The organism is Halomonas nitroreducens (genome assembly GCF_003966155.1).
In the GTDB taxonomy this organism is placed as follows: Bacteria; Pseudomonadota; Gammaproteobacteria; order Pseudomonadales; family Halomonadaceae; genus Halomonas; species Halomonas nitroreducens.
In genome coordinates this window covers 149,978-173,872 of sequence record NZ_RXNS01000001.1, presented here as the reverse complement: position 1 = coordinate 173,872, position 23,895 = coordinate 149,978, and the positions used below count along the sequence as shown (strand labels likewise).

General features: G+C 68.6%; 23 protein-coding genes. 17 read left to right on the top strand and 6 right to left on the bottom strand.

Features of this window, described 5'->3' with window-relative positions; all coding sequences use genetic code 11:
• Positions 1 to 42: 42 nt before the first annotated feature.
• Both EKG36_RS00685 and EKG36_RS00680 read right to left on the bottom strand, forming a co-directional pair.
• Positions 43 to 1,635, bottom strand: coding sequence for an FMN-binding glutamate synthase family protein (locus EKG36_RS00685; RefSeq protein WP_126479982.1), 1,593 nt, complete (start codon positions 1,633 to 1,635; stop codon positions 43 to 45).
• 59 nt (positions 1,636 to 1,694) lie between these two features.
• A complete protein-coding gene (locus EKG36_RS00680) occupies positions 1,695 to 2,564 on the bottom strand; it encodes an HD-GYP domain-containing protein (RefSeq protein WP_221766020.1) in 870 nt (289 codons plus the stop codon).
• Positions 2,565 to 2,781: 217 nt separating this feature from the next.
• Here EKG36_RS00680 and EKG36_RS00675 point away from each other — a divergent pair, with 217 nt between their 5' ends.
• From EKG36_RS00675 to EKG36_RS00655, 5 genes are all read left to right on the top strand, one after another.
• Entirely contained in the window at positions 2,782 to 4,359 is a 1,578-nt protein-coding gene (locus tag EKG36_RS00675) for a bifunctional GNAT family N-acetyltransferase/carbon-nitrogen hydrolase family protein (protein WP_126479977.1), read from the top strand.
• A 4-nt stretch (positions 4,360 to 4,363) separates the two neighbouring features.
• On the top strand, positions 4,364 to 5,173 hold the full coding sequence (locus tag EKG36_RS00670; protein WP_126479975.1) for a M90 family metallopeptidase: 810 nt from the start codon (positions 4,364 to 4,366) through the stop codon (positions 5,171 to 5,173).
• A gap of 64 nt (positions 5,174 to 5,237) precedes the next feature.
• Positions 5,238 to 6,002: a glycosyltransferase family 2 protein gene (locus EKG36_RS00665; RefSeq protein ID WP_126479973.1), complete on the top strand. Its 765-nt coding sequence runs from the start codon at positions 5,238 to 5,240 to the stop codon at positions 6,000 to 6,002.
• Entirely contained in the window at positions 5,999 to 6,280 is a 282-nt protein-coding gene (locus EKG36_RS00660) for a lipid-A-disaccharide synthase N-terminal domain-containing protein (protein ID WP_126479971.1), read from the top strand. The genes EKG36_RS00665 and EKG36_RS00660 overlap by 4 nt, the downstream gene beginning before the upstream one ends.
• A 56-nt stretch (positions 6,281 to 6,336) precedes the next feature.
• Positions 6,337 to 8,037 (top strand): ArnT family glycosyltransferase, encoded by a 1,701-nt coding sequence (locus EKG36_RS00655; protein WP_246007393.1) that lies wholly within the window; start codon positions 6,337 to 6,339, stop codon positions 8,035 to 8,037.
• Positions 8,038 to 8,069: 32 nt separating this feature from the next.
• Here the strand turns inward: EKG36_RS00655 and EKG36_RS00650 are convergent, their stop codons facing one another.
• On the bottom strand, positions 8,070 to 8,945 hold the full coding sequence (locus EKG36_RS00650; protein WP_126479967.1) for a LysR substrate-binding domain-containing protein: 876 nt from the start codon (positions 8,943 to 8,945) through the stop codon (positions 8,070 to 8,072).
• 113 nt (positions 8,946 to 9,058) lie between these two features.
• Here EKG36_RS00650 and EKG36_RS00645 point away from each other — a divergent pair, with 113 nt between their 5' ends.
• Together EKG36_RS00645 and EKG36_RS00640 are read left to right on the top strand one after the other, a co-directional pair.
• Positions 9,059 to 10,234, top strand: coding sequence for a TauD/TfdA family dioxygenase (locus tag EKG36_RS00645; protein ID WP_246007392.1), 1,176 nt, complete (start codon positions 9,059 to 9,061; stop codon positions 10,232 to 10,234).
• 95 nt (positions 10,235 to 10,329) lie between these two features.
• Positions 10,330 to 11,007 carry a TVP38/TMEM64 family protein gene (locus tag EKG36_RS00640; RefSeq protein ID WP_126479964.1) on the top strand — a complete coding sequence of 226 codons (678 nt, stop codon included), beginning with the start codon at positions 10,330 to 10,332 and terminating at the stop codon, positions 11,005 to 11,007.
• A gap of 9 nt (positions 11,008 to 11,016) precedes the next feature.
• On the opposite strand, the gene EKG36_RS00635 is transcribed toward EKG36_RS00640, so the two are convergent.
• Both EKG36_RS00635 and EKG36_RS00630 read right to left on the bottom strand, forming a co-directional pair.
• A complete protein-coding gene (locus tag EKG36_RS00635; protein ID WP_126479962.1) occupies positions 11,017 to 12,342 on the bottom strand; it encodes a glycosyltransferase in 1,326 nt (441 codons plus the stop codon).
• A complete protein-coding gene (locus tag EKG36_RS00630; protein ID WP_126479960.1) occupies positions 12,339 to 13,283 on the bottom strand; it encodes a LysR family transcriptional regulator in 945 nt (314 codons plus the stop codon). The genes EKG36_RS00635 and EKG36_RS00630 overlap by 4 nt, the downstream gene beginning before the upstream one ends.
• A 105-nt stretch (positions 13,284 to 13,388) precedes the next feature.
• On the opposite strand from EKG36_RS00630, the gene EKG36_RS00625 reads away from it, so the two are divergent.
• Positions 13,389 to 14,468 (top strand): tartrate dehydrogenase, encoded by a 1,080-nt coding sequence (locus tag EKG36_RS00625; RefSeq protein WP_126479958.1) that lies wholly within the window; start codon positions 13,389 to 13,391, stop codon positions 14,466 to 14,468.
• 7 nt (positions 14,469 to 14,475) lie between these two features.
• Here EKG36_RS00625 and EKG36_RS00620 read toward each other — a convergent pair whose 3' ends face one another.
• Positions 14,476 to 15,336, bottom strand: coding sequence for a class I SAM-dependent methyltransferase (locus EKG36_RS00620; RefSeq protein WP_126479956.1), 861 nt, complete (start codon positions 15,334 to 15,336; stop codon positions 14,476 to 14,478).
• Positions 15,337 to 15,427: 91 nt separating this feature from the next.
• Here EKG36_RS00620 and EKG36_RS00615 point away from each other — a divergent pair, with 91 nt between their 5' ends.
• The 9 genes from EKG36_RS00615 (at position 15,428) to EKG36_RS00575 (ending at position 23,893) form a co-directional block, all read left to right on the top strand.
• On the top strand, positions 15,428 to 15,982 hold the full coding sequence (locus tag EKG36_RS00615) for a lipocalin family protein (protein ID WP_126479954.1): 555 nt from the start codon (positions 15,428 to 15,430) through the stop codon (positions 15,980 to 15,982).
• Between the two features lie 212 nt (positions 15,983 to 16,194).
• A complete protein-coding gene (locus EKG36_RS00610; RefSeq protein ID WP_126479952.1) occupies positions 16,195 to 17,187 on the top strand; it encodes a succinylglutamate desuccinylase in 993 nt (330 codons plus the stop codon).
• A gap of 248 nt (positions 17,188 to 17,435) precedes the next feature.
• Positions 17,436 to 18,206: an ABC transporter ATP-binding protein gene (locus tag EKG36_RS00605; RefSeq protein ID WP_126479950.1), complete on the top strand. Its 771-nt coding sequence runs from the start codon at positions 17,436 to 17,438 to the stop codon at positions 18,204 to 18,206.
• A 28-nt stretch (positions 18,207 to 18,234) separates the two neighbouring features.
• On the top strand, positions 18,235 to 18,939 hold the full coding sequence (locus tag EKG36_RS00600) for an ABC transporter permease (protein WP_126479948.1): 705 nt from the start codon (positions 18,235 to 18,237) through the stop codon (positions 18,937 to 18,939).
• On the top strand, positions 18,939 to 19,670 hold the full coding sequence (locus tag EKG36_RS00595) for an ABC transporter permease (RefSeq protein WP_126479947.1): 732 nt from the start codon (positions 18,939 to 18,941) through the stop codon (positions 19,668 to 19,670). The genes EKG36_RS00600 and EKG36_RS00595 overlap by 1 nt, the downstream gene beginning before the upstream one ends.
• Before the next feature lie 125 nt (positions 19,671 to 19,795).
• Complete coding sequence (locus EKG36_RS00590; RefSeq protein WP_126479945.1) at positions 19,796 to 20,563, top strand: transporter substrate-binding domain-containing protein; 768 nt, start codon at positions 19,796 to 19,798, stop codon at positions 20,561 to 20,563.
• A gap of 308 nt (positions 20,564 to 20,871) precedes the next feature.
• Complete coding sequence (locus tag EKG36_RS00585; protein ID WP_126479943.1) at positions 20,872 to 21,651, top strand: transporter substrate-binding domain-containing protein; 780 nt, start codon at positions 20,872 to 20,874, stop codon at positions 21,649 to 21,651.
• A 208-nt stretch (positions 21,652 to 21,859) separates the two neighbouring features.
• Complete coding sequence (iadA, locus tag EKG36_RS00580; RefSeq protein ID WP_126479941.1) at positions 21,860 to 23,008, top strand: beta-aspartyl-peptidase; 1,149 nt, start codon at positions 21,860 to 21,862, stop codon at positions 23,006 to 23,008.
• 108 nt (positions 23,009 to 23,116) lie between these two features.
• On the top strand, positions 23,117 to 23,893 hold the full coding sequence (locus EKG36_RS00575; RefSeq protein ID WP_126479939.1) for a transporter substrate-binding domain-containing protein: 777 nt from the start codon (positions 23,117 to 23,119) through the stop codon (positions 23,891 to 23,893).
• The last annotated feature ends 2 nt before the right edge of the window (positions 23,894 to 23,895 follow it).

Below are 23,895 nucleotides of genomic sequence, written 5' to 3'. Positions count from 1 at the left end.
CAGCCCCATTACGGCCCCGCCGGCGTTGGTGACGATGTGGCATTAGCCCAATCGCCAGAAGTGGTCCGCCGACGCCTGCGCCAGATCCCGTTGGAAGCGTGCGGGCACCTGATCGCCGAGCAGGCTCCCCGGGGGCAGGCGAGGAAATATCTGGTCGTATTGGCACACGGCCTGCTGGTTGATACGCCGAAAGAGATGGTGGCGGCGCAACTCGCGGCTGTGGCGAAGCCCTGCCGCGCCGATGATCTCTGCGGCGGCATGCAGGGTCTTGGCATGGTACTGGGCCACCCGCGGCGCCTTATCGCTGACCACCAGGCCACGATAGAGCCGGGGGTCCTGGGTGGTCACGCCGGTGGGACAGCGGTTGCTGTGACAGGTCAGCGAATGCACGCAGCCCAGGGCCAGCATCATGCCACGTGCGCTGTTGCACATGTCTGCGCCCAGTGCCAGATTCTTGACGATATGGAAACCGGTAAACACCTTGCCGGCGGCGATCACCCGTATCTCCTGGCGCAGGTCGAAGCCGGTCAGGCAGTCATCGACGAAGGCCACCGCTTCGCGCAGCGGCATGCCCAGCGAGTTGGCAAACTCCAGGGGCGCGGCCCCGGTGCCCCCCTCGCCGCCATCCACGGTGATGAAATCCGGGAGGATACCGGTCTCGAGCATGGCCTTGCAGAGTGCCAGGAACTCGACCCGGTGGCCGATCGCCAGCTTGAAGCCCACTGGCTTGCCGTCGGCCAGCTCCCGCAGCCGGGCTATGAAGTGCATCATCTCCCGCGGCGTGGCGAAGGCGGAATGGGCCGCCGGTGAGCGCACCTCGATACCGGGCTCGACGCCGCGACTAAGGGCGATCTCCGCGGTGTTCTTCTCCGCCGGCAGGATGCCGCCATGCCCGGGCTTGGCTCCCTGGGAGAGCTTGAGCTCGATCATGCGCACGCTCGCGTGGGACGCAGCTTCCCTGAAGGTCTCGGCGCAGAAGCCACCGTCGGCCCGCCGGCAGCCGAAATAGCCCGTGCCGATCTGCCAGACCAGGTCGCCCCCATGCTCGAGGTGATAGGGGCTGATACCGCCCTCGCCGGTATTGTGGGCGAAGCCGCCCTCGCGAGCCCCGCGGTTAAGGGCGAGAATGGCATTGCCGCTGAGGGCACCGAAACTCATGGCCGAGACATTGAGGATACTGGCCCGATAGGGATGTCGGCAGTCGGCTCCCCCCACCGCGACCCGCATGTCCTGATCGACCGCCTCGGCGTCGATCGCGGCTATGGAGTGACCGATCCATTCGTAACCGTCACGGTAGGTGTCCACCCGTGTGCCATAGGGCACGCTGTCCAGGGTATCCTTGGCCCGCTGGTAGACGATGCTGCGGAACATCCGACTGATGGGCGTCGCGTCGGTATCCGATTCGATGAAGTACTGCCGCACATAAGGGCGCAGCGCCTCCATGCACCAGCGCCCCCGGGCGAACAGCGGAAAGTTGCGTCGGATGCTGTGTTCGGTCTGCCACCAGTCATGCAAGCCCATCAGGATCAGCGGCCCGACGACCACCAGTGACCACAGGCCGGTCGGCCAGACCAGCGCCATCAAGGCGTTGAGAGCCAGCGACACGACCACGAAGTGGAAAAACCAGTGCTGCATATGTCCTCCGCGCTTCATTCGCGGATGCCCCGGACCGGGCCATCTCGCCAGGAACGGGGCTAGAACGCGAGCCGGGTGCGCAGACGCGACATCAGTGCCTGGCGGCGAGACGCCGAAAGATGCTGCTGCGCCGTCACGACCAGACGCTCGATCAGATCTTCGTCGACGGTCGGAACCAGCTGCGATGCATCGCCTCGTCGCCCGGTGGGCACCACATCCAGACGCTTGCCATGTCGCTGTAGCACCAGCTCGGCTCGGCATAGGCGGCAATACACATGCTCGCCAGTCCGCTGCGCCGAGCGCACCACGATCACCGGTCCACAGGACGGACACGCCTGCAGCGGCACCTCCAGCTCGCTATGGCCGACGACATGCTCGAGTTGCCCCGTCTCCCCTAGCGCCAGGAAGTGCTCACCCAGCCATCGATCGAACTGGTTCCCGAGATTCGTCCGTATGAGCTGCAAGGCGCGATCGATGGGCATTCCGCGGCGATAGGGGCGCTGACTGGTCATGGCATCGAAGGCGTCGGCGATCCCGACCACGCGTGCCTCCAGAGGAATGACCTCGCCTTCGAGACCGCGGGGATAGCCACGCCCGTCGGGGCGCTCGTGATGCCCATGAACCGCCCCTTCGACCAGCGGGGCCAGAGGGTGCTGGAGCAGCAAGCGATGCCCGATCGCCGGATGGGTCTTGATGACGGCGAACTCGTCGTCGTTCAGCGGCCCCGGCTTGTTGAGGATGCCATCCGGCACGCCGACCTTGCCCAGATCGTGCAGGAAGCCGCCCAAGGCCATCCGAGCCTGCTGGCGATCATCGAGGCCAGCCTCGGCTGCCAGCAGGTGGGCAAACTGCGATACGCGCCACAGATGGCCACCGGTATAGGGGTCCCGTGCCTCGACCATGGCCGCCATGCTCATCAGGTTCTTCAAGAGTGCTCTGTTACAATCCATCTTTCCACCCTCACGACTCGATTGGCTGACCCCGGTCCACTTCAGTGCGGAGCATCCTCGGTTCGCCCTTACCTCGCTATGTCGGTGGCCGAAGACCTTCCCTTACCCCGATCCATGCCGCAGCTTGGACCTCTGCTGCCTCCAAGGCCCCATGCTAGACTCCCTTCTTCATACTTGGACCGGGAAGCCTTGGATCATGTCCCTCGATGAGCTGCACCTGAACCTGCGCAACCTGACGCCGGACGACTATCCCGAGCTGAAGGCGCTGATGGACGCCGTCTACCACGACATCGGTGGCGCCTGGCCGGAACACACTATCGAGAAGCTGATCCAGGAATTCCCGGACGGCCAGATCGCCATCGAGGACGACGGCAAGCTGGTCGGCGTGGCCCTGACCGTGCGGGTCGACTACGACGACTTCTCCAATCCCCACCAGTACGACGACCTGATCGGCCAGCGCGAGATCATCCTCAACGATCCCCAGGGCGACGCCATGTACGGCCTGGACGTGCTGATCCATCCGGATTATCGCGGCTACCGCCTGGGCCGCCGCCTCTACGAGGCGCGCAAGGAGCTGTGCCGCTCGATGAACCTGCGGGCGATCCTCGCCGGCGGGCGCATTCCCCAGTACCACCAGCATGCCGAGGAGCTCTCGCCCACCGAGTACATCGACAAGGTGGCCCGCAAGGAGATCCACGACCCCATCCTCTCCTTCCAGCTGGCCAATGATTTCCAGGTCAAGCGGCTGCTGCGCAAGTACCTGCCCGAGGACGAGAAATCCCAGGGCTACGCGACCCTGCTGGAGTGGAACAACATCCTCTTCGAGCCAGCCGAGCGGGTGCTGGAGACCCGCCCCACCCAGGTACGGGTCGGCAGCGTCCAGTGGCAGATGCGCGAGTTCGCCTCGGTGGAGGGCGTGCTGCAGCAGGTGGAGTACTTCGTCGACGCCCTGGCCGACTACCAGAGCGACTTCGCCGTCTTCCCGGAACTGTTCAACGCCCCCCTGATGGGCCTTCAGGATCGCGCCGCCCAGCAGGACCAGATCGCCGCCATCCGCTTTCTGGCGGGGTTCACCGAGAGCTTCAAGGCCGAGCTGTCGCGCATGGCGGTGGCCTACAACATCAACATCGTGGCCGGCTCGATGATCGAGGAACAGGCCGACGGCCGGCTGTACAACGTCGCCTACCTGTGCCACCGCGACGGCACCCTGGAGTGCCAGACCAAGCTGCACATCACCCCCCAGGAGCGGCGCGACTGGGTGATCGAGGGCGGCGACGAGCTGCAGGTGTTCGAGACCGACGCGGGCCGGGTGGGTATCCTGATCTGCTACGACGTGGAGTTTCCCGAGCTCTCGCGCCTGCTGGCCGACCAGGACATGGACATCCTCTTCGTGCCCTTCTGGACCGACACCAAGAACGGCTACCTGCGGGTGCGCCACTGTGCCCAGGCGCGAGCCATCGAGAACGAGTGCTACGTGGTGCTGTGTGGCAGCGTCGGCAACGTCCCCTCCATCGAGAACATGGAGATCCAGTACGCCCAGTCCTCGGTGTTCTCGCCTTCGGATTTCGCCTTCCCCCACGATGCCGTGCTGGCCGAGACCACCCCCAACACCGAGATGATCATGTTCTCGGACCTGGACCTGACCCGGCTGACGGTGGTCCGCAACGAGGGCTCGGTAACCAACCTCAAGGACCGCCGTCAGGATCTCTTCGACCTGCGCCTGCGGGACTGGTCCTGGAAGTCCGGGGGCCGCACCGGCCTGGAGGAGAACTGACAGCGTGATCGGCAGGCTGAGACACTGGCGCACCGCCTGGTTCGAGACCCGCCACCCCTTCCCCGAAGCCGACTGGCGGGAGGCCCGAGCACGGCTGCCACTGCTCGCGGCCGTGCCGGAGCCGGCGGCCTCCCGCCTCGGCCACCGGGCCTGGCACTTCGCTCATGCCAAGCGCCTGAGCCGGCATCCCGCGTTGGCCGAAGCACTGAGCTTCGACGTCGCGGACCGGCTGGCCATCGCCGCCCAGGCCTGCCTGCTGACGCTTGGCTGGAGCGAGGGCGATCATCGCGATGCCTTCGCTAATGTCCACGAGATCCTGATCCTGCCCGATGCCTTCCAGCGTCGCGTGGAGGAGCTCGACGAGTTCGGGGTGATGCACGAATACGACGACCAGCGGGTCGGCGAGACCTCCCATCAGGGCCCGGTGGTGGTCGCCTATCCCGACCTGATGGCCAGTGGCGGCCTGGATGGGTTCAATGTGCTGATCCATGAGCTGGCCCACAAGCTGGACATGGCCAACTCCCTGGACGCCGACGGCTTTCCGCCCCTGCCCGGCGACATCGCGCCACAGGACTGGCACCGGGAGTTCACCGCGGTCTGGGATGATCTCCAGGCCAGGCTCGCCCGCGGCGAGGCCACCCCCATCGACGACTATGCCGCCAGTCACCCGGGGGAATGCTTCGCGGTGGCCTGCGAATATTTCTTCACGGCTCCGGGGGTCCTGCATCAGGCCTACCCATCACTCTACGGGCTGCTGACGCGCTACTTCCGCCAGGCCCCGCCCTGGCGACACGACGCATTCCCCGCCTCTTAAGCCTGTGATAAGAATGCTTGGGTAGTGTCTGCTCCGGTCCGCAAGCATGCACAGAGAACCCGCCGTGAAAGCTCCCCTGGTATCCGTGATCATTCCCGCCCGGGACGAGTCGGGCAACCTGCCGAGCCTGCTCGACGAGATCGCCCGCGCCCTGGCCGCTCTCGATCATGAAGTGCTGGTGGTGGACGATGGCTCCCGCGACGGCAGCTGGGCGCTGCTCGGGGCACGAACCGCCAGGGATCCCCGGCTGAGGCCCCTGCGCCATGCCGAGAGTGCCGGGCAGAGCACCTCGGTGTGGCAGGCCGGTCACGCGGCGCGGGGCGAATGGCTGGCCACCCTTGACGGCGATGGCCAGAACGACCCCGCGGACCTGCCGCGGCTGCTCGCACGGGCACGCCAGGGCGATGTCGCCCTGGTCGCCGGCCACCGCACCACCCGTCACGACGACTGGCTCAAGCGGATCTCGTCACGCATTGCCAACGGCGTGCGCGCTCGGCTGCTCCAGGATGCCACGCCGGACACCGGCTGCGGGCTCAAGGTCATCCGCCGCGAGGCCTTCCTGCGCCTGCCCTACTTCGATCACATGCACCGTTTCCTGCCGGCACTGGTTCAGGCCCAGGGCGGTCGCTGCGTCTCGCTGCCGGTCAGCCACCGCCCGCGGGGCGCCGGCCGCTCGCACTATGGGGTGCATAACCGGCTGTGGGCAGGCCTGATCGACATGGCCGGGGTGATGTGGCTGCGGCACCGCTCGAAGCTGCCGGCGGCCCTGGAGGTAACGCACCGGGAGACGCTTGACGAGCCAGTGGAACAAGCGAGGAGCGAGACATGACCATCGAGTGGCTCTGGCTGGGCGTCGGCTTCCTGGGCCAGGCGCTGTTCTCCGCCCGCTTCCTGATCCAGTGGCTGGCCAGCGAGCGGGCCCGGCGCAGTATCGTGCCCCACGCCTTCTGGCTCTTCAGCCTCGCCGGCGGCATCACCCTGCTGGCCTATGCCCTCTACCGACGCGATCCGGTGTTCATCGCCGGCCAGGGGGCGGGACTGTTCATCTACACTCGCAACCTGGTGCTGATCCGCCGCGAGGTCCGGTTGAGCCGGGCTCGTCAGTGATCGCCTTAGCCTCTCGCCACTCCCTTGCCATGCATCACACCCGCTACGTTCGCCGTTTGCCTCCCCTGTCCTGGCTCTGGCTGCTGGCGATCGCCGCCGGCTTCCTGGGCGTGGGGCTCGGCCTGCGCGACCCCTGGCCCGCCGACGAGCCACGCTTCGCCCTCAACGCCCTGGAAATGCTCCACACCGGTCAGTTCTGGATCCCCCACCGAGCCGGGGAGCCCTATCCCGACAAGCCGCCGATCTTCATGTGGGCCATGGCGGGGGCCATTCACCTGACCGGGTCGGTGCGCCTGGGCTTCCTGCTGCCGTCGCTGGTCGCTGCCCTGGGCACCCTGGCCCTGGTCATGGACCTGTCGAACCGCCTCCACGGGCGCCGCGTGGCCTGGCTGGCGGGCCTGGCCCTGCTCTCGAGCTTCCAGTTCGGCCTCCAGGCGCGTACCGCTCAGATCGACATGCTGGTCACCTTCTTCATCACCCTCGGCGCCTACGGACTGCTGCGTCATGCCCTGCTGGGGCCCGACCGCCGCTGGTGGTTGCTCGGCTGCCTCGCCATGGGTCTGGGCATCCTCACCAAGGGCGTGGGCTTTTTGCCGCTGCTGATGCTGCCCGCCTGGGTACTGCTCGCCCGGCGAGGCCAGGCAGCCCCCCTGACATGGCGCGACCTGGGTCTCGGGCTCGCCGTGATCCTCGGGGTCGTCGCCCTGTGGGTGGTGCCCATGGCCGTGGTCACCAGCTTCTCCGATGACCCGTCGCTGGCGGCCTATCGGGACAATATCCTCTTCAAGCAGACCGGGGAGCGCTATGCCGATGCCTGGCACCATGTGAAGCCCTGGTACTACTACCCGGTCGAGGTGATGCCCTGGGCCTGGCTACCCCTGGTGCTGGCTCTGCCCTGGCTGGTGCCCGCCTGGTGGCGTCGCGCACGGCGCCTCGATGCCCGCGTCATGATGCCGCTCGCCGGCCTGCTGCTGGTGGTCGTCTTCTTCTCACTGTCCCCGGGCAAGCGCGGCGTCTACCTGCTGCCGACGCTGCCGCTGCTGGTACTGGCCATGGCGCCGCTGCTGCCGGGGCTGCTCAGCCGCCCACGGCTGCACTGGCTGGGCGCCGCCGTGCTGGCGCTGTTCGGGAGCGTGTTCCTGGCTGCGGGGATCCTCGGCGCCCTGGGCCTGCCGGCCCTGGCCCGGCTCGCCGCGTACCACGGGGTCACGCCCTGGGCCTGGTGGAGCCTGCTCGGGCTGGGGGCCCTGCTCCTGCTGGCCTGGTGCCGGCCGCGCCATGGCCTGCTGGCCCTGGCGGGCTGGCTTGCGGTGTTCTGGCTGAGCTGGTCGACCTGGGGCTATCAGCTCATGGACCCGGCCCGCTCGCCCCGTGACCTGATGCAGGCGGTGGTCTCCCGGACCGGCCCGTCAGCCTGGTTGGCCATGCCCGACTTCGACGAGGAGTTCCTGCTCCAGGCCCGCCAGCCCATGGTGCAGTTCGGCTACCACACCCCGGACGAGGCCCAGTTCCAGCGGGCCTTCGCCTGGCTGCACGAGGCCCCGGACGAGCGCTGGATGCTGGTGCCGCAGCACCGCGATGGCGCCCTTGCCTGCGCCGACCTCGCCCTGGCCCGGGATCTCGGCGTGCAGAACGGTGAGGCCTGGTGGCTGATCCCGGGTCGGGCCTTCGCCGCGTGTGCGGGGGATGCCGCAGCGGCGCCTCTGTACACCGCCCCGACGACGCTTGCCGCCCTGCCCGCGACGCGCCGCAACTAGCCCGTCTCCCCGCCCCGTCCGGGATCCTGCCGCTAACCGGCGCCCGGTACCTGCGTCCGGAGCCAGTCCCACAGGCACACTGCCTCGGGGCGCGGCGCCCGGCGTACCGGACGCACCAGCCAGAACGCTTCGTCGGTGGGCATCGCCAGGTCGAGGGGCGCGACCAGGTCCTGGCGCGCCGCCAGCAGCTGACGGTGCGCCAGGGCCACCCCCCCGCCCTGCGCCGCCAGCGCCAGGGACATCACCTGGCTGTCGCAGGTAAGCGCGGCGCAGCGTGACTCGAGATAGGCCAGGCCGGCGCGCTCCAGCCAGGCTGGCCAGCCCACCGCGAAGCCCACCGCATGCAGCAGGGTATGGCCGGCCAGGTCCGCCGGCTCGCGAATCGTCGCGGCCAGGGAGGGCGCGCAGACCGGCAGCATGCAATCGTCCCCCAGCGTCACCGCCTCCATGCCCGGCCACTCGCCGTGGCCGTAGCGAATCTCCAGGTCGGCGCCCCCGGGGCCGAAATCGTCCGGCCAGATGGCGCTGACCAGGCGCAGGGCGATGGTCGGGTGATCGCGCTGGAAGGCCGGCAGCCGCGGTGCCAGCCAGTTCTGCTGGATCACCGGGGTGGTGCGCAGGGTCACCGGGGCATCCGTCGTGCCACCGAACACCTCCTGGGTACCCTCGGCGAGACGGGTGAAGGCGTCCTGCAGGCTCGGCAGCCAGGCTCGGCCGGCGGGCGTCAGGCTCAGGCTGCGCGGATGGCGCACGAAGAGTTTCTGGCCCAGGCGGTCCTCGAGCAGGCGGATGCGCTGGCTGATCGCCGCCTGGGTCACGCCCAGCTCGTGGCCGGCGGCGGTGAAGCTCAGGGTGCGCGCCGCAGCCTCGAAGGCCTGCAGCCAGAGCAAGGGGGGCAAGGCAGCCATGAAAAAACTCGCTATAAGCTGAGTGGGGTCATAGCGGCCAGATTAGTCATTTGTCACCCCTTCGGCCAAGCCTCACCCTTGTGCGCACCCGAATCCCCTGACTGGAGGCGATCATGACGACCCTCGAGACGACACCTGCTGTCCGCCCGCGACTTTCCATGGGCGAACTGGCCGACCATGGCGATGGGCCGGCACTGAGCGAGGCCCTGGCCAGCGGCGCCCGGGTCACCCTGACCTGGCAGGATGGCCGGCAGGCGCACTTCCCGCTGGCCTGGCTGCGCGACCACTGCGCCTGCGCCGAGTGCCGCCATCCCCTGACCCGTGAGCGCCTCTATCTGCCCCTCGAGACGCCTACCGAGGCCCCCGGGCCCCGTGTGGTGGAGGGCAATCTGGAACTCGCCTGGGCCGATGGTCACGTCAGCCGCTTCGATGCCGGCTGGCTCCATCAGCGACGCCCGGGGACGCCGCGGGAGGATGTCGTGCCCGTCCGCCAGCCCTGGGGAAACGACTTCCAGCCCAGCCGCATTCCCCACGCTGATTTCGTCGGCGAGGTGGCGGGCGAGCGGGCCTGGCTGACCGCCCTGCTGCGCGACGGCCTGGTGCTGCTCGAGGACGGCCCCCTGGCCGACGAGGAGGTCAGCCGCCTGGCCGAGCGCATCGGCCCACTGCGCCCCACCAACTTCGGGGCCCGCTTCGACGTGCGCTCCAAGCCCAACCCCAACAACGCCGCCTACACGGCGATCGGCCTGGCGCTGCACAGCGACCTGCCCAACTGGCGCCAACCGCCGGACATCCAGCTGCTCTACTGCCTGGAGAACGATGCCGAAGGGGGCGAATCGATCTTTGCCGACGGCTTCGCCGCCGCCGAGGCCCTGCGTCGATCATCGCCGGAGGCGTTCCGCCTGCTCAGCGAGACCCCCATCGACTTCCGCTTCCAGGACGAGGACCACGACCTCGTCTGGCAGGCACCGGTGATCGCCCTCGACGCCGCGGACAACGTCATCGAGGTGCGCCTCAACAACTGGATCCGCGACAGCCTGCGCCTGCCCCTGGAGGCCATCGATGCCTGGTATGCCGCCTATCGCACCTTCTGGCAGCGGGCCCACGAGCCGCAGCACCAACTGGAGTTCGCCCTGGCCCCGGGCGAGATGGTCGCCTTCGACAATCGCCGCGTGCTGCACGGGCGCAATGCCTTCGACCCCAACAGCGGCCGCCGCCACCTCCAGGGCACCTATCTGGATCTCGACATGTGCGAGTCCCGCCTGAGGGTGCTGGCCCGGCGAGGCTGATCCCTGCCCCTGCGCCGGATATCCCGGCGGCCGCTTTGGCCGTCGGGCGCGCTGCCGTATGCTGTGGCGACGTTCACCAGGAAGCGCCTCGCCCCATGCCCCGTTCCCTCGGACTCCTCTTCATCGCCCTGCTCGTCCTCCTCGGCCTGGGCCTGCTGTGGCAATGGCTCGCCATGCAGGACCTGCTCACCGTCGATAGCCTGATGGCCCTGGCCAGGGGCTCGATGGCCTGGCGCGATACCCCCTGGGCGGTGCTGGTGGTGATGGCGATCTATGCCGGCGCCTCGCTGGTGATGTTTCCCCTGAGCCTGCTGGTGGCCTTGACCGGCCTGCTGTTCGGCCCCTGGTGGGGCTTCGGCTATGCCCTGGCCGGGACCCTGGCGGCGTCGGTGCTGACCTGGTGGGTGGGACGCCGGCTGGGCCGGGAGGCACTGATGCGCCACGGCGGCAAGCACCTCAAGGGCCTGTCCCGCTACCTGTCGGGTCGCGGCATCCGCACCATGACGCTGGTCAACCTGCTGCCACTGGCCCCCTTCACCCTCACCAACATGATGGCCGGAGCCTTCCACCTGCGCTTTCGCGACTACATGATCGGCTCGACGCTGGGCATCATACCGGGACTCGCCGGGGTGACCCTGCTGGGCAGTCAGCTCGGGGAGCTGGCCACGGCGGACAGTCGCCAGGAGGTGCTCTTCTCGCTGATCGGCCTGGTCGCCGGGGTGGCACTGCTCTATGGGCTCAAGCGCTGGGCCGAGCGGCGTCGGCGGCGCTGAGACGGGGACTCACTTGGGCGGCAGCTCGGGCTCGTCGTGGCGCCCGCCCGGCCACCAGGACGGGCGCTCCTGCTCCCACTCCTCCTGGACCAGATGGCGCAGCAGCCGTCCCCGGTAGCACAGCATCTGCCATTCGGCGCCGAGCCGCCCGCGGACCCGGTCCCAGCCGCCATCGTCGGCATGGGTGAAGGGCCCGCCCCGGGCGATGACGTCGCGATAGACCGCCAGGCAACGTTCGGCGCACAGCCGCTCGTCGAAGGCCGCGGCGGTGGCCAGCGCCCCTTCGCGAAGAGGCCGACGGTGCGCCGGTTCGGCGAGCTCGACCAGTGCCGAGGCCATGGCCGGGGCGTCGTCCCCGGCCAGCAGCCGGCCGTTCTCGCCGTCCTCGACCACCTCGACGACCCCCGGGGCGCGCACTGCCACCACCGGCAGGCCGGCGGCCATGGCCTCGGCCACCACCATGCCCTGGGTCTCGCTGTGAGAGGCGAAGGCAAAGACATCCATGGCATGGTAGGCATCGATCAATCCCTGGCCCTCGAGGCGCCCGGTGAAGTGCAGGCGCCCGGCCACGCCCGCGGCCTCGGCGATCGCCTGCATGCGCATAGCGGCATCGCCGTCACCGACCACCAGGAAGTGCGCCCGGGGCAGCGCGACCAGGGCCCGGGTCACGGCCTCGGCCAGGAAGATCAGGTTCTTCTCCCTGGCCAGCCGCCCCAGGTGGCCGATCACGTAGGCCCCGGCGGGAATCCCCAGGCGGCGCCGGCAATCCTCGCCGTTGCCCAGGGCGAAGCGGGTGGTGTCCACGCCGCTGGGCACTACGCGGATCGCCGGATTGGCATCGCGCGCGACCAGCAGCTCGCGGATGCTCTCGCTGGGCGCGATGACCTCGTCGCACAGCCAGGTGTACTGGGTGGCCAGGGCGATGGCGAAGCGCTGCATGCGCGGCGAGTCGCCTGGCACGTAGTGGGTGTAGTGCTCGTAGAGGGTGTGATGGGTGAAGACCAGGGGCAAGCCATAGGTCTCGGCCGCCCGGGCGGCGGTGTCCCCCAGCAGGAAGGGATGGTGGGCATGCACCAGGTCCGGCTCGAAGGCCTCGATGGCATCGAACAGCTGGCCCGGGATCGGTACCGGCAGGGAGAAGTCGCTGCCATTGAAGTGCTGGACCGCCGCCACCCGCACCACGTCGGTCTCGTCGGCGGGCTGGCCGGCGAGACGCGGGGCCACCACCAGCACGCGGTGCCCAGCGGCCTGGAGCTGGCGCTTGAGGCGCTGTACGGACTCGCTGACCCCACCCACGATCGGCAGATAGGTGTTGGTGAACATCAGCACATTCACGTTGACGACTCTCCTGTCGTGGTCGGCCGGGCAACGGGGGGCACGCGACCGGCCATCTCCTGCTCAAGATAGGCGATGAAGGCACGAATCCGCAGCGGGACGTGGCGGCGCTGATCATACACGGCATGGAAGTCGGCACGCACGCCCCGCCAGCCCGGCAACACTTCCACCAGGTGTCCCGCGGCCAGGTCCTCGTGCACGTCCCACCAGGACCGCAGCGCCACGCCATGGCCATCGCGGGCCAACCGACGGATGACCTCGCCGTCGTTGCTGGCCAGCGGGCCGGCCACCTTCACCGCCCGCTCCTCCCGAGGACCATCGCGACGCTCGAAGCGCCACAGGGCATAGTCGCTGGCATTCTCGCGCAGCACCAGGCAGGGATGCGCCGCCAGGTCAGCGGGCGTGTCGAGCGGCGGCATGGCCGCCACGTAGGCCGGGGAGGCGCAGAGGATACGCCGGTTGGCCAGGATGCGCCGCGCCACCAGCCGCGAGTCCGGGGGCTCGCCGACGCGGATGCCGATATCGAAGCCCTGGTCGGCGAGGTTCACCGGGAAGTTGGTCAGCTCCAGGGCGGCCTCGAGGCGCGGGTGCCGGCGGCAGAAGGCCGACAGCAGCGGCGCCACATGGCGCCGTCCGAAGCCGAAGGTGGCGTTGATGCGCAGCGGGCCGGAGAGCGCGGTCCGGTGGTCGGCCAGGGTCTCCTCCAGCTCGACGAGTTCCTCGAGGATCGCCCCGCCCCGGGCCAGGTAGAGCTCGCCCTCGGCGGTCAGCGTCAGGCGGCGGGTGGTGCGGGTCGCCAGGGCGACCCCCAGGCGCGCCTCGAGCTGCTTGAGCCGCTTGCTGACCGCCGACAGCGACAGGCCCAGCTCCCGCGCGGTGGCGGTCAGGCTGCCGGCCCGAGCCAGCCGCTGGAAGAAGGCCAGGTCATCCAGGGGGGGCACGCCACTCTCCACTCAGTTTCAACAATGGATTGCATCATACCCCGATTGTCTCCGGGATGTGCAGGGTTAGACTGGACGCCCGACCCCGCCCGCAGAGGAGCTCCCATGACCCATCGCATCGCCGTGCTCGCCGGTGACGGCATCGGTACCGAAGTCATGCCCGAGGGCGTGCGCGCCCTCGAGGCGGCCGCCGGCCGGTTCGGCATCGACCTGGACCTGACCGCCTTCGGCTTCGCCAGCTGTGACTACTATCTGGAACACGGCCAGATGCTGCCCGACGACTGGCACGAGACCCTCGCCGCGTTCGACGCCATCTTCTATGGCGCCATCGGCTGGCCGGACAAGGTGCCGGATCACATCTCGCTGTGGGGCTCGCTGCTCAAGTTCCGCCGCGAGTTCGACCAGTACGTCAACCTGCGCCCCTGTCGCCTGCTGCCCGGCATCCAGAGCCCGCTGGCCGGCCGTGCCCCGGGCGACATCGACTTCTACGTGGTGCGCGAGAACACCGAGGGCGAGTATTCCAGTGTCGGCGGCACCATGTTCGAGGGCACCGAGCGCGAGGTGGTGATCCAGGAGACGGTGATGACCCGCACCGGCGTCGACCGCGTGCTGAAGTACGCCTTCGATCTCGCCGCCACGCGCCCGCGAAAAAAGCTCACCTCGGCCACCAAGTCCAACGGCATCGCCATCACCATGCCCTGGTGGGACACGCGGGTGGCGGCCATGGCCGAGCACTACCCGGAGGTCGAGGTGGACAAGTTCCACATCGACATCCTCACCGCCAACTTCGTGCTGCATCCCGACTGGTTCGACGTGGTGGTGGCCAGCAACCTGTTCGGCGATATCCTCTCCGACCTGGGCCCGGCCTGTACCGGCACCATCGGCGTGGCCCCCTCGGCCAACATCAACCCCGAGGGACGCTTCCCGAGCCTGTTCGAGCCGGTCCACGGCAGCGCCCCGGATATCGCCGGTCGCGGCATCGCCAACCCCATCGGCCAGATCTGGTCCGGCGCGATGATGCTCGAGCACCTGGGGCATGCCGAGGCCGGTGCAGCCATCCTCGCCGCCATCGAGGCGGTGCTCGCCGAGGGCGACCCCAGCCTGCTGACGCCGGACCTCGGCGGCCGGGGCACCACCACCGGCCTGGGCCAGGCCATCGCCGAGCGCATCGCCGACGACGGCTGAGCCAGGCTCAGGCGAGCCGCCAGACGCCCTCGAGGATGCGCACGCGGCCATCCGCCAGGTTGTCGTGCAGGTTGCGGCCCATGGTGGCGAAGTCGTCGCCGAAGATCAGCGCCGGGCCCGGCAGGGGCCGCGCCGCGCCCTCGGGGGAGGCCTGGCGGCGGCCATGCTTGCGCCGCCAGGCCAGGGCGGTGTCGGTGACATCCTCGAGATGGACATCGCGGAAGCCCGCCTCGGCGAGGCTACCCGCCAGGGACGCCCGGGACGCCAGGTGGCTGGTTGCCGCGCGGCGCGCCCAGGGCACCGGCAACGCGAGGGGAGCCGGATTGTCGCCGGCCACCACCTCGTGGAGCAGCACCCGGCCACCGGGCACCAGCAGCCGCCGCCACTCGCCGAGCACCACCGGCAGGTCGGGCATGTTCATCAGCGCATGCTGGCACCAGACGACATCCACGCTCGCCGCCGGCAGCGGCACCCGGGCCGCGTCCGCACACAGGAAGCGGGTGCGCGCCTCCAGGCCGGTGGCCCGGCTCAGCCACTCGGCCACCTCGACGAAGGCCGCGGTGATATCCACGCCGATCACCTCCACCCCATGCTCCGCCGCCAGCAGCCGGCTGGCACCGCCGGTGCCGCAGCCCACGTCCAGCACCCGCAGCCCGGGGCCGAGGGCGCCGTGCCGCGCCAGGGCACGACTGGCCTGGCGACCGCCCAGATGCAGCTGGTCGATGCCGGCGGTCGCATCCGGGGAGAGCCGCTCGGGATCCTGGCCGGCGCTGCGGAAGGCTGCCTGCAGGCGAGTCAGCAGGCGTTCCCCCGCGTCTCGAGCGAGGGCATCATAGTGAGCATCGAGCTGTCGGGTCGTGTCGATCATGGCAGGCTTCCTGATGGTTCGAGGTCCCAGCCTAGCGGCTCCGCGTCGTGCCCCCTATCCTGCCATGGTCGCCCCCGACAAGGAGTCCGCGATGCCTCGCCCCCACCCCCGGCTCTTCCTGCCCCTCCTGGCCCTGGGACTGGGCGCCTGCACCGGCATCCCCGACGGCACCCGGGCCGTCGAGGATTTCGACCTGGAACGCTACCTGGGTCGCTGGTACGAGATCGCCCGACTGGACCATAGCTTCGAGGAGGGCCTGGACTGCGTCACCGCCGACTACACCCGCCGCGACGGCGGGGGCTTGCGGGTGATCAACCGTGGCGTGAACCTGGCCGCCGGCGAGGTCGATGTTGCCGAGGGCAGAGCCTTCCCCGCCAAGGAACCGGACATCGGCCGCCTCAAGGTCAGCTTCTTCGGCCCCTTCTATGCCGGTTACAACGTTCTGGCGCTGGACGAGGACTACGCCTGGGCCCTGGTGGCCGGTCCCGACCGGGACTACCTGTGGATCCTCTCCCGCACCCCCGAGCTGCCGCCGGCGACCTACCGTGACCTGACGCGCCGTGCCGCGGCCCTGGATTTTCCGGTCGACGCCCTGATCGAGGTCGAGCAGGGCGAGGCCTGCCACCCATGGCGCCGGTCGCCCTGAACCGGGGTGCCCGCCGGGGTCGAGTTACAGGATCGCACCCGCCTCTTTCATCCTGCCGACAGCCTCTCTTGAGCCCGTGACACGCAAGGCAGAAGGTGGCCCACAGCCCGAAAAAAGCGACAAGACAAGGACCGACATGATTGCCACGCCCCATGCCGTCCGGCGCGACTCCCTGCCCTGTGTGCCGACTGCCGCCACCGGAGGTCCGCGTCATGCTGACTGAGTGGCTTGACCGGAGCCTCGCCGGAGAAGCCGGGTCGGCGCAGGAAGGGACGCTCGCCGGGGGACGCTACCGGATCCCCGCGCCCGGCCTGCTGGAACTGATCCCGTCGGCGCCGGCCGCGGATGCCCCGGCCCTGGTGCTGTCGGCGGGAATCCACGGCAACGAGACCGCCCCCATCGAGCTGCTGGGCGAGCTCCTGGCCCACCTGGAGGCCGGCCAGCTGGCCCTGGCCACGCCGGTGCTGGTGATCCTCGGCAACCTGGCGGCCATCCAGGCCGGCGAGCGCTTCGTGGCGACGAACCTCAACCGGTTGTTCCGGCGCGGCCTCGACGCGGCCGGTGACGAGCCCGACCGGGCCCGCACGCTGATGGGCGCGGTGGACGCCTTCTTCGCCGACCACGGCGACCGCCCCCGCCTCCACTACGACCTGCATACGGCGATCCGTGACAGCCAGTATCCCCGCTTCGCGGTAGAACCCTACGCCGAGACCGCCACCCGCCCCGAGCAGTGGCGCTGGCTGGCCGGGGCCGACATCCAGGCCGTGCTCCACCAGCACTGCCACAGCTGGACCTTCTCCCATTATTCGAAGCACTACCATGCTGCCCAGGCCTTCACCCTGGAGCTGGGTCGGGCCCTGCCCTTCGGCGAGAACGACCTCGCTGCCCTGGCCCCCATGGGACGGCTGCTGGCGGCCCTTCTGGAGGGGCGCCCCCCCGACACCCGCCCGGCCGCGACGATGGCCTTCTTCCGCGTCGAGCACGAGCTCAAGCGCGCCTCCCGGGACTTCCGGCTGTGCTTTGCCGACGACACGCCAAACTTCACCGAGTTCGCCCCCGGCACCCTGCTGGCCGAGGATGCCGAGGCCGGTCCCTTTCGCGTGGGCGAGACGCCGCTACGGGTGGTCTTCCCCAACGCCAGGGTAGAGATCGGTGCCCGGGCCGCGCTGCTGGTGACGACGGTGCCGGCGCCGGGAACAAGCTGACCGAACCGGCCTGGCCAAGCGGACGATCGTCACGACAACCGCTTTTGCACAGCAAGAAATGCCAAAGAACAACAATTATCTGGAGACAACTCATGACAACAAGCCACCACAACCTAGACCAAGGTCGCATGACCGAGTGGGCAACGCCGCCTGCCGTGGCACCGCGAGCCTGTTAGAATCGCCCCCCTTTTCGCACCAGCCGCGTTGTCCCGTGCCCGCTAGGCGACCCCTGAACTGGAGCCCATTTCATGGCCGATACCCCGATCCCGCTGGAAGTGCAGAACATCAAGAAACGCTTCGGCGACACCGAAGTCCTCAAGGGACTCTCCCTGCAGGCCCACAAGGGTGACGTGATCACCCTGATCGGCGCGTCAGGGTCCGGCAAGAGCACCTTCCTGCGCTGCATGAACCTGCTGGAGCAACCCAACGAGGGCGAGCTGTTCGTCCACGGCGAGCAGATCCGCTTCAAGGAGACCCGCCACGGGCGCGAACCGGCGGACTGGAAGCAGGTCGTCAACATGCGCGCCAAGCTCTCCATGGTCTTCCAGAGCTTCAACCTCTGGGCTCACATGACGCTACTGGAGAACGTCATCGAGGCACCGGTGCACGTCCTCGGCAAGTCCAAGCAGGAGGCCACCGAGCACGCGCGCCAGCTGCTCGAGCGGGTCGGCCTGGCCGAGCGCGCCGACTACTACCCGGCCCAGCTTTCCGGCGGCCAGCAGCAGCGCGGTGCCATCGCCCGGGCACTGGCCATGGACCCGGAGGTGATGCTGTTCGACGAGCCCACCTCGGCGCTGGACCCGGAGCTCGTCGGCGACGTGCTCAAGGTCATGCGCGACCTCGCGGAGGAAGGCCGCACCATGATCGTGGTCACCCACGAGATGGCCTTCGCCCGGGATGTCTCCACCCAGGTCATCTACCTGCACCAGGGCCAGGTCGAGGAGGCCGGGCCGCCCGACGAGGTCCTCGGCAACCCCAAGTCCGAGCGCCTCAAGCAGTTCCTGGCGCCCAAGCACTGATGGGCCGGCTCGGGACAAGGAGAGAGACATGATCGACCTGCATGGCTACGGCCCCCGCCTCCTGGAAGGCGCCCTGATCACCATCGAGCTGGGGATCCTGTCGCTGATTCTGGCGGTGCTCCTCGGCCTGCTCACCGCCAGCGCCAAGATGTCGCGCAGCTGGCTGCTGCACCGCCTCGGCACCCTCTACACCACGATCATCCGTGGCGTGCCCGACCTGGTGCTGATGATGCTGCTGTTCTTCGGCGGCCAGATCGGCATCAACCAGATCACCGACTGGCTCTATGTCCAGTTCGATATCGATATCTTCATCAACGTCAACGAGTTCGTGGCCGGCGTGGTGACCATCGGCCTGATCTTTGGCGCCTACATGGGCGAGACCTTCCGCGGCGCCTTCATGGCCGTGGACAGCGGCCAGATCGAGGCCGGTCGCGCCTATGGCATGAGCCACTGGCTGGTGTTCCGGCGCATCCGCTTCCCGCAGATGATGCGTCATGCCCTGCCGGGGCTATCCAACAACTGGATGGTGCTGCTCAAGACCACCGCCCTGGTGTCAGTGATCGGCCTGTCCGACATGGTCCGGGTGGCCGCCGAGGCCTCCAAGGCAACCCGCGAGCCCTTCACCTTCATGATCATCGTCGCCGCCATCTATCTGCTGATCGCCAGCGTCTCCGAGTGGGGCTTCGCGCGGCTGCAGAAGCGCTATGACGTCGGCTACGGGGAGGCAGACTGATGGAAGCCCTGATGAACTGGCTCGAGGCCCAGCTGGCCGACAACAGCATCTTCACCCTGCAGACGCTGTCCTACTACGGCCAGGGCCTGTCCACCACCGTCCAGCTGGTGTTCCTGTCGCTGATCATCGGCCTGGTGCTGGCGGTGCCCCTGGCCATCGGCCGCGGCTCGAAGCACGCCTGGCTGCGCCTGCCGATCTTCTTCTACTGCTACGTGTTCCGCGGCACACCGCTGCTGGTGCAGCTCTACCTGATCTACTACGGCGTGGTGTTCGTCGAGGGGATTCAGGAGACCTGGCTGTGGGTGATCCTCGAGAAGCCCTTCGTGCCGGCGCTGATCGCCTTCACCCTCAACACCGCCGCCTATACCACCGAGATCTTCCGTGGCGCCATCAAGGCCACGCCCAGGGGCGAGATCGAGGCCGCCCGGGCCTATGGCATGTCCTGGGGGCTGATGATGCGGCGCATCGTGCTGCCCAGCGCCTTCCGTCGCGCCCTGCCCGCCTACGGCAACGAGGTGATCTTCATGCTCCACGCCAGCGCCATCGCCAGCGTGGTGACCATCATGGATCTCACCGGGGCGGCACGCTTCGTCTATGCCCGCTTCTATGCGCCCTTCGACGCCTTCCTGTTCGTGGCGGCGATCTACCTGTGCCTGACCTTCGCCATCCTCTACCTGTTCCGCTACCTGGAGAAGCGCCTGCTGGCCCATCTCAAGCCGGCGAGCGGTTGAGACAGCGTAAAACAAGCGTTGGGAACTATCGTTCGAACCGGCCCTTTCGACCCGTCCGGCCATCGGCTATCGTGGACGGGTCATCACCCGCAAGGTGAAACCACCAACAACAAGGGGAAGCACCCATGAAGTTTCACAAGATCCTGAGCCTCGGCGTACTCGGCGCCGCCATGATTGCCGGCAGCGCCAACGCCGAGGTCCGCGACATCCGCATCGGCGTCGACGTGCCCTACGAGCCCATGGAGTACCGGACGCCGGACGGCGAGCTGACCGGCTTCGACATCGAGTTGGGCAATGCCCTGTGTACCGAGATCGGCATCCAGTGCGAGTGGGTCGTCCAGGGCTGGGACGGCATCATCCCCGGCCTGCAGGCGCGCAAGTACGACGCCATCATGTCGTCCATGACCATCAACGAACAGCGTCGCGAGCAGGTGCTGTTCTCCGATCCCTACATCACCCCGCCATCGGCCTGGTTCGCGCCGAAGGATGTCGAGATCGGCACTCCGTCCGACGAGACCCTCGAGGGCATGACCATCGGCGTGCAGCGCGGCACCCTGCAGGACAACTACGTGACCGACATGTACGGCGACGTGGCCGATGTGAACCGTTACGCCACCGCCGACGACATGGTGCTGGACATGGATTCCGGCCGCCTCGACGCGGTGTTCCTCGACTTCCCGATCGGCAAGTCCACCCTGCTCGACAGCGAGGCCGGCAACTACAAGGTGGTGGGCGAGAAGATCACCGAGCCCAAGGAATACTTCGGCGAAGGCTTCGGCATCGCCTTCCGCCAGCGTGACGAGGACCTGGCCCAGGCCTTCAACGAGGCGCTGGCCACCCTCAAGGAAAACGGCACCTACGAAGAGATCTACACCGAGTACTTCGGCGAGTGATCCCCGTCGCCGCCCCGGCCCCGTCGGGGCGGCGAGACGCGTGCCAGGAAACCCAGCCCATGTCTCAACCGCCCATCTTCCTCTCGGCCTGTCCCGCGCCCTGCCGGGCCCCCGCCGCACGCTTCTATCTCAGCGAGTGGTTTGACGAATAGTCCTTCCCGATGACCACCCCGGTCATCCCGGCACACCCGTGCCTCGCCTTTGACGGCGCCCTGCGCCGATAGCGGCGACCCCGTCGCCATCGCCCCAGCGGCGAATCCCTGATCGCAATAGCAACGACCATCCACGCCCTCACGGGAGGTTTCCCCATGCGTAACGCCAAGCTGCTGCTGGCCGCCACCCTCGGAGCGAGCCTGTTCGCCACCTCGGTCCAGGCCGACGAGCCCATTCGCCTGGCAGTGGACGTGCCCTACGAGCCCTTCGAGTACAAGCTGCCCGATGGCACCCTGACCGGCTTCCAGGTCGAGCTGGGTGACGCCGTCTGCGACTACCTGGGAGAGGAATGCACCTGGGTGGAACAGCCCTGGGACGGCATGATCCCGGCCCTGCAGGCGCGCAAGTTCGATGCCATCATGTCCTCGATGGCCATCACCGAGGAGCGCGCCCGCCAGGTGCTGTTCTCCGAGCCCTACTACACCACGCCCAGCGCCTGGATCACCGCCAAGGGCAACGAGATCGACATCTCGGACCGCGAGAGCCTCGAGGGCATGACCGTCGGCGTGCAGCGCGCCACCCTCCAGGACAACTACGTCACCGACCTCTACGGCGATATCCTCGAGGTGCGCCGCTACGCCAGCGCCGACGATGTCATCGCCGACATGCGTAGTGGCCGCCTGGACCTGACCTTCATGGACTACTCGATCGCCGAGGCGATGATCGACATCGACACCTCGCAGAGTGACTTCAAGCGGGTCAGCGACTTCATCAAGGAACCGCAGACGTACTTCGGCCAGGGCGTCGGGGTGGCCTTCCGCCAGCGCGACCGCGAACTCGCCGAACGCTTCAACGAGGCGCTCCAGGCACTCAAGACCAACGGCACCTACGACGCGATCATGGCCAAGTACTTCAGCTACGACGTCAAGCTGTAAGCGCCGAGCCCCAGGGCCATCACTACTGAGCATGACGAGGCGCGCCGGGGACAGGGCGAAGAGGGGGGCACAGCGCCCCCTCGATGGTCCGGCACCCCGGGACCTGTCGACGGGTTAGCGCCGAGACACACCTGCTGTTGTTATAGCCCTGCGCCGGCCCCCACGACGCCGGCCTCCCGCCGGCGTCATCATTTCGAGAGGAGCGACGATGCTGACCCTGCTCAAGAATGCCTGCCTGCATGCCCCCGAGCCGCGGGGGCTGTGCCACCTGTTGATTGCCGACGGCCGCCTCGCCGCCATCGTCCCGACGGACGACCCCGACCTGCCCGCCGGGGGGCCGGCGGTGGACGTCCATGATCTGGAGGGACGACGCGTGATCCCCGGGCTGGTCGACCCCCTGGTGCACTTCATCGGCGGCGGCGGCGAGGGCGGCTTCGGTACCCGCACCCCCGAGCTCGCCCTGGACGAGGCCCTGGCCTCCGGCGTCACCACCCTGGTCGGCGCCCTGGGCACCGACGCCCTGACCCGCACCCCCGCCAACCTGCTGGGCAAGGCCCGCGAGCTGGCGGCCGGCGGCCTGACCACCTACTGCTATACGGGCTCCTACCAGCTGCCGCCGGTGACCCTGACCGGCTCGGTGGCCGGCGACATCACCTTCATCCCCGAATTCATCGGCCTGGGCGAGGTGGCCATCAGCGACCACCGCGGCTCCCAGCCCAGCCGCGAGGAGTTGACCCGGCTGGCCGCCGAGACCCGCACTGCCGACATGCTGGCCGGCAAGGCCGGCATCGTCTTTATCCACACCGGCGATGCGCCGGGCGGGCTCGAGCCGTTGCGCGAGGTGGCCCGGCACAGCGCCATCCCCCTGGCTCAGTTCCTGCCCACCCACATCAACCGCACCGCGGAGCTGTTCGAGGACGGCCTGCGCTTCGGCCGCGAGGGCGGTCGCCTGGACTTCACCACCAGCACCACTCCCGAGCTGCTGACCGACGGCGAGGTGCCCGCCGCCCGCGCCGTGGCCCGGGCCCTGGAGGCCCGCATCGACGCCTCGCGGATCACCCTGTCCACGGACGCCAATGCCTCGCTGCCCCGCTTCGATGCCGAGGGCCGCTTCGCGGGCCTCCAGCCCGGTCGTCTGGCCAGCCTGTTCGAGACCCTGGGCGAATGCGTCACGCAACACGGCATGGCACTCGACAAGGCCATCGGCGCGGCCAGCACCCACGCCGCCAAGGCCCTGGGGCTCGCCCGCAAGGGCCGGCTGCGCGTCGGAGCCGACGCCGACCTGCTGGTGCTGGCCGAGGACGCCTGGGCGATCGACGAGGTCTGGGCGATGGGGCGACGGGTGTATCGCGCCTGAAGGCAGTCGCCACGACTGGAAATAGCGCGACATATCGGTATCATCTAATGGTATATCTGATTATCTCAGTATATTTTTCTGACCTATCCCGATTTCGCGAGATCCCTCATGCGTCATTCCATCCGACTGCTGGCCGCGGTGCTGGGCGCCGGGCTGCTGGCCTCCTCCGCCCAGGCCGAGGAACCCCTGCGCCTGGCCGCCGACGTGCCCTACAAGCCCTTCGAGTACACCCGCCCCGACGGCAGCCTGGCCGGCTTCGATATCGAGCTGGGCAACGCCATCTGCGACTACCTGGAACGCGAGTGCGAATGGGTTGTGCAGAGCTGGGACGGCCTGATTCCCGGGCTGCGGGCGCGCAAGTACGACGCCATCATGTCGGCCATGACCATCTCCGAGGTGCGGCGGCGCCAGGTGCTGTTCTCGGACAGCTATTTCCGGATGCCCAGCGTCTGGGTGGCCCGTGACGGCAGCGAGATCGACGTCGCCGACACGGCCAGCCTGTCGGGCAAGGTCGTCGGGGTCCAGATCGCGACCCTCCAGGACGAATACGTCACCGACCTCTACGGCGACAGCGTCGAGATCCGGCGCTACGCCAGCTGGGCCGACGTGGTGACCGACATGCGCGCCGAGCGCCTCGACCTGGCCTTCATGGAATACCCCACCGCCCAGTCCTTCGTGCAGATCGACCAGGCCACCAGCGACTTCCAGCGGCTTGGCGAGCTGGTCCGCGAGCCGGATCGCTACTTCGCTCAGGGCGTGGGCGTGGCCTTTCGCCAGCGTGACCGCAAGCTGGCCGAGCGCTTCAACGAGGCCCTGGCCGCCCTGAAGGCGGACGGCACATACGATGCGCTGGTGCAGAAGCACTTCGACACCCCCGACGCCTGAAC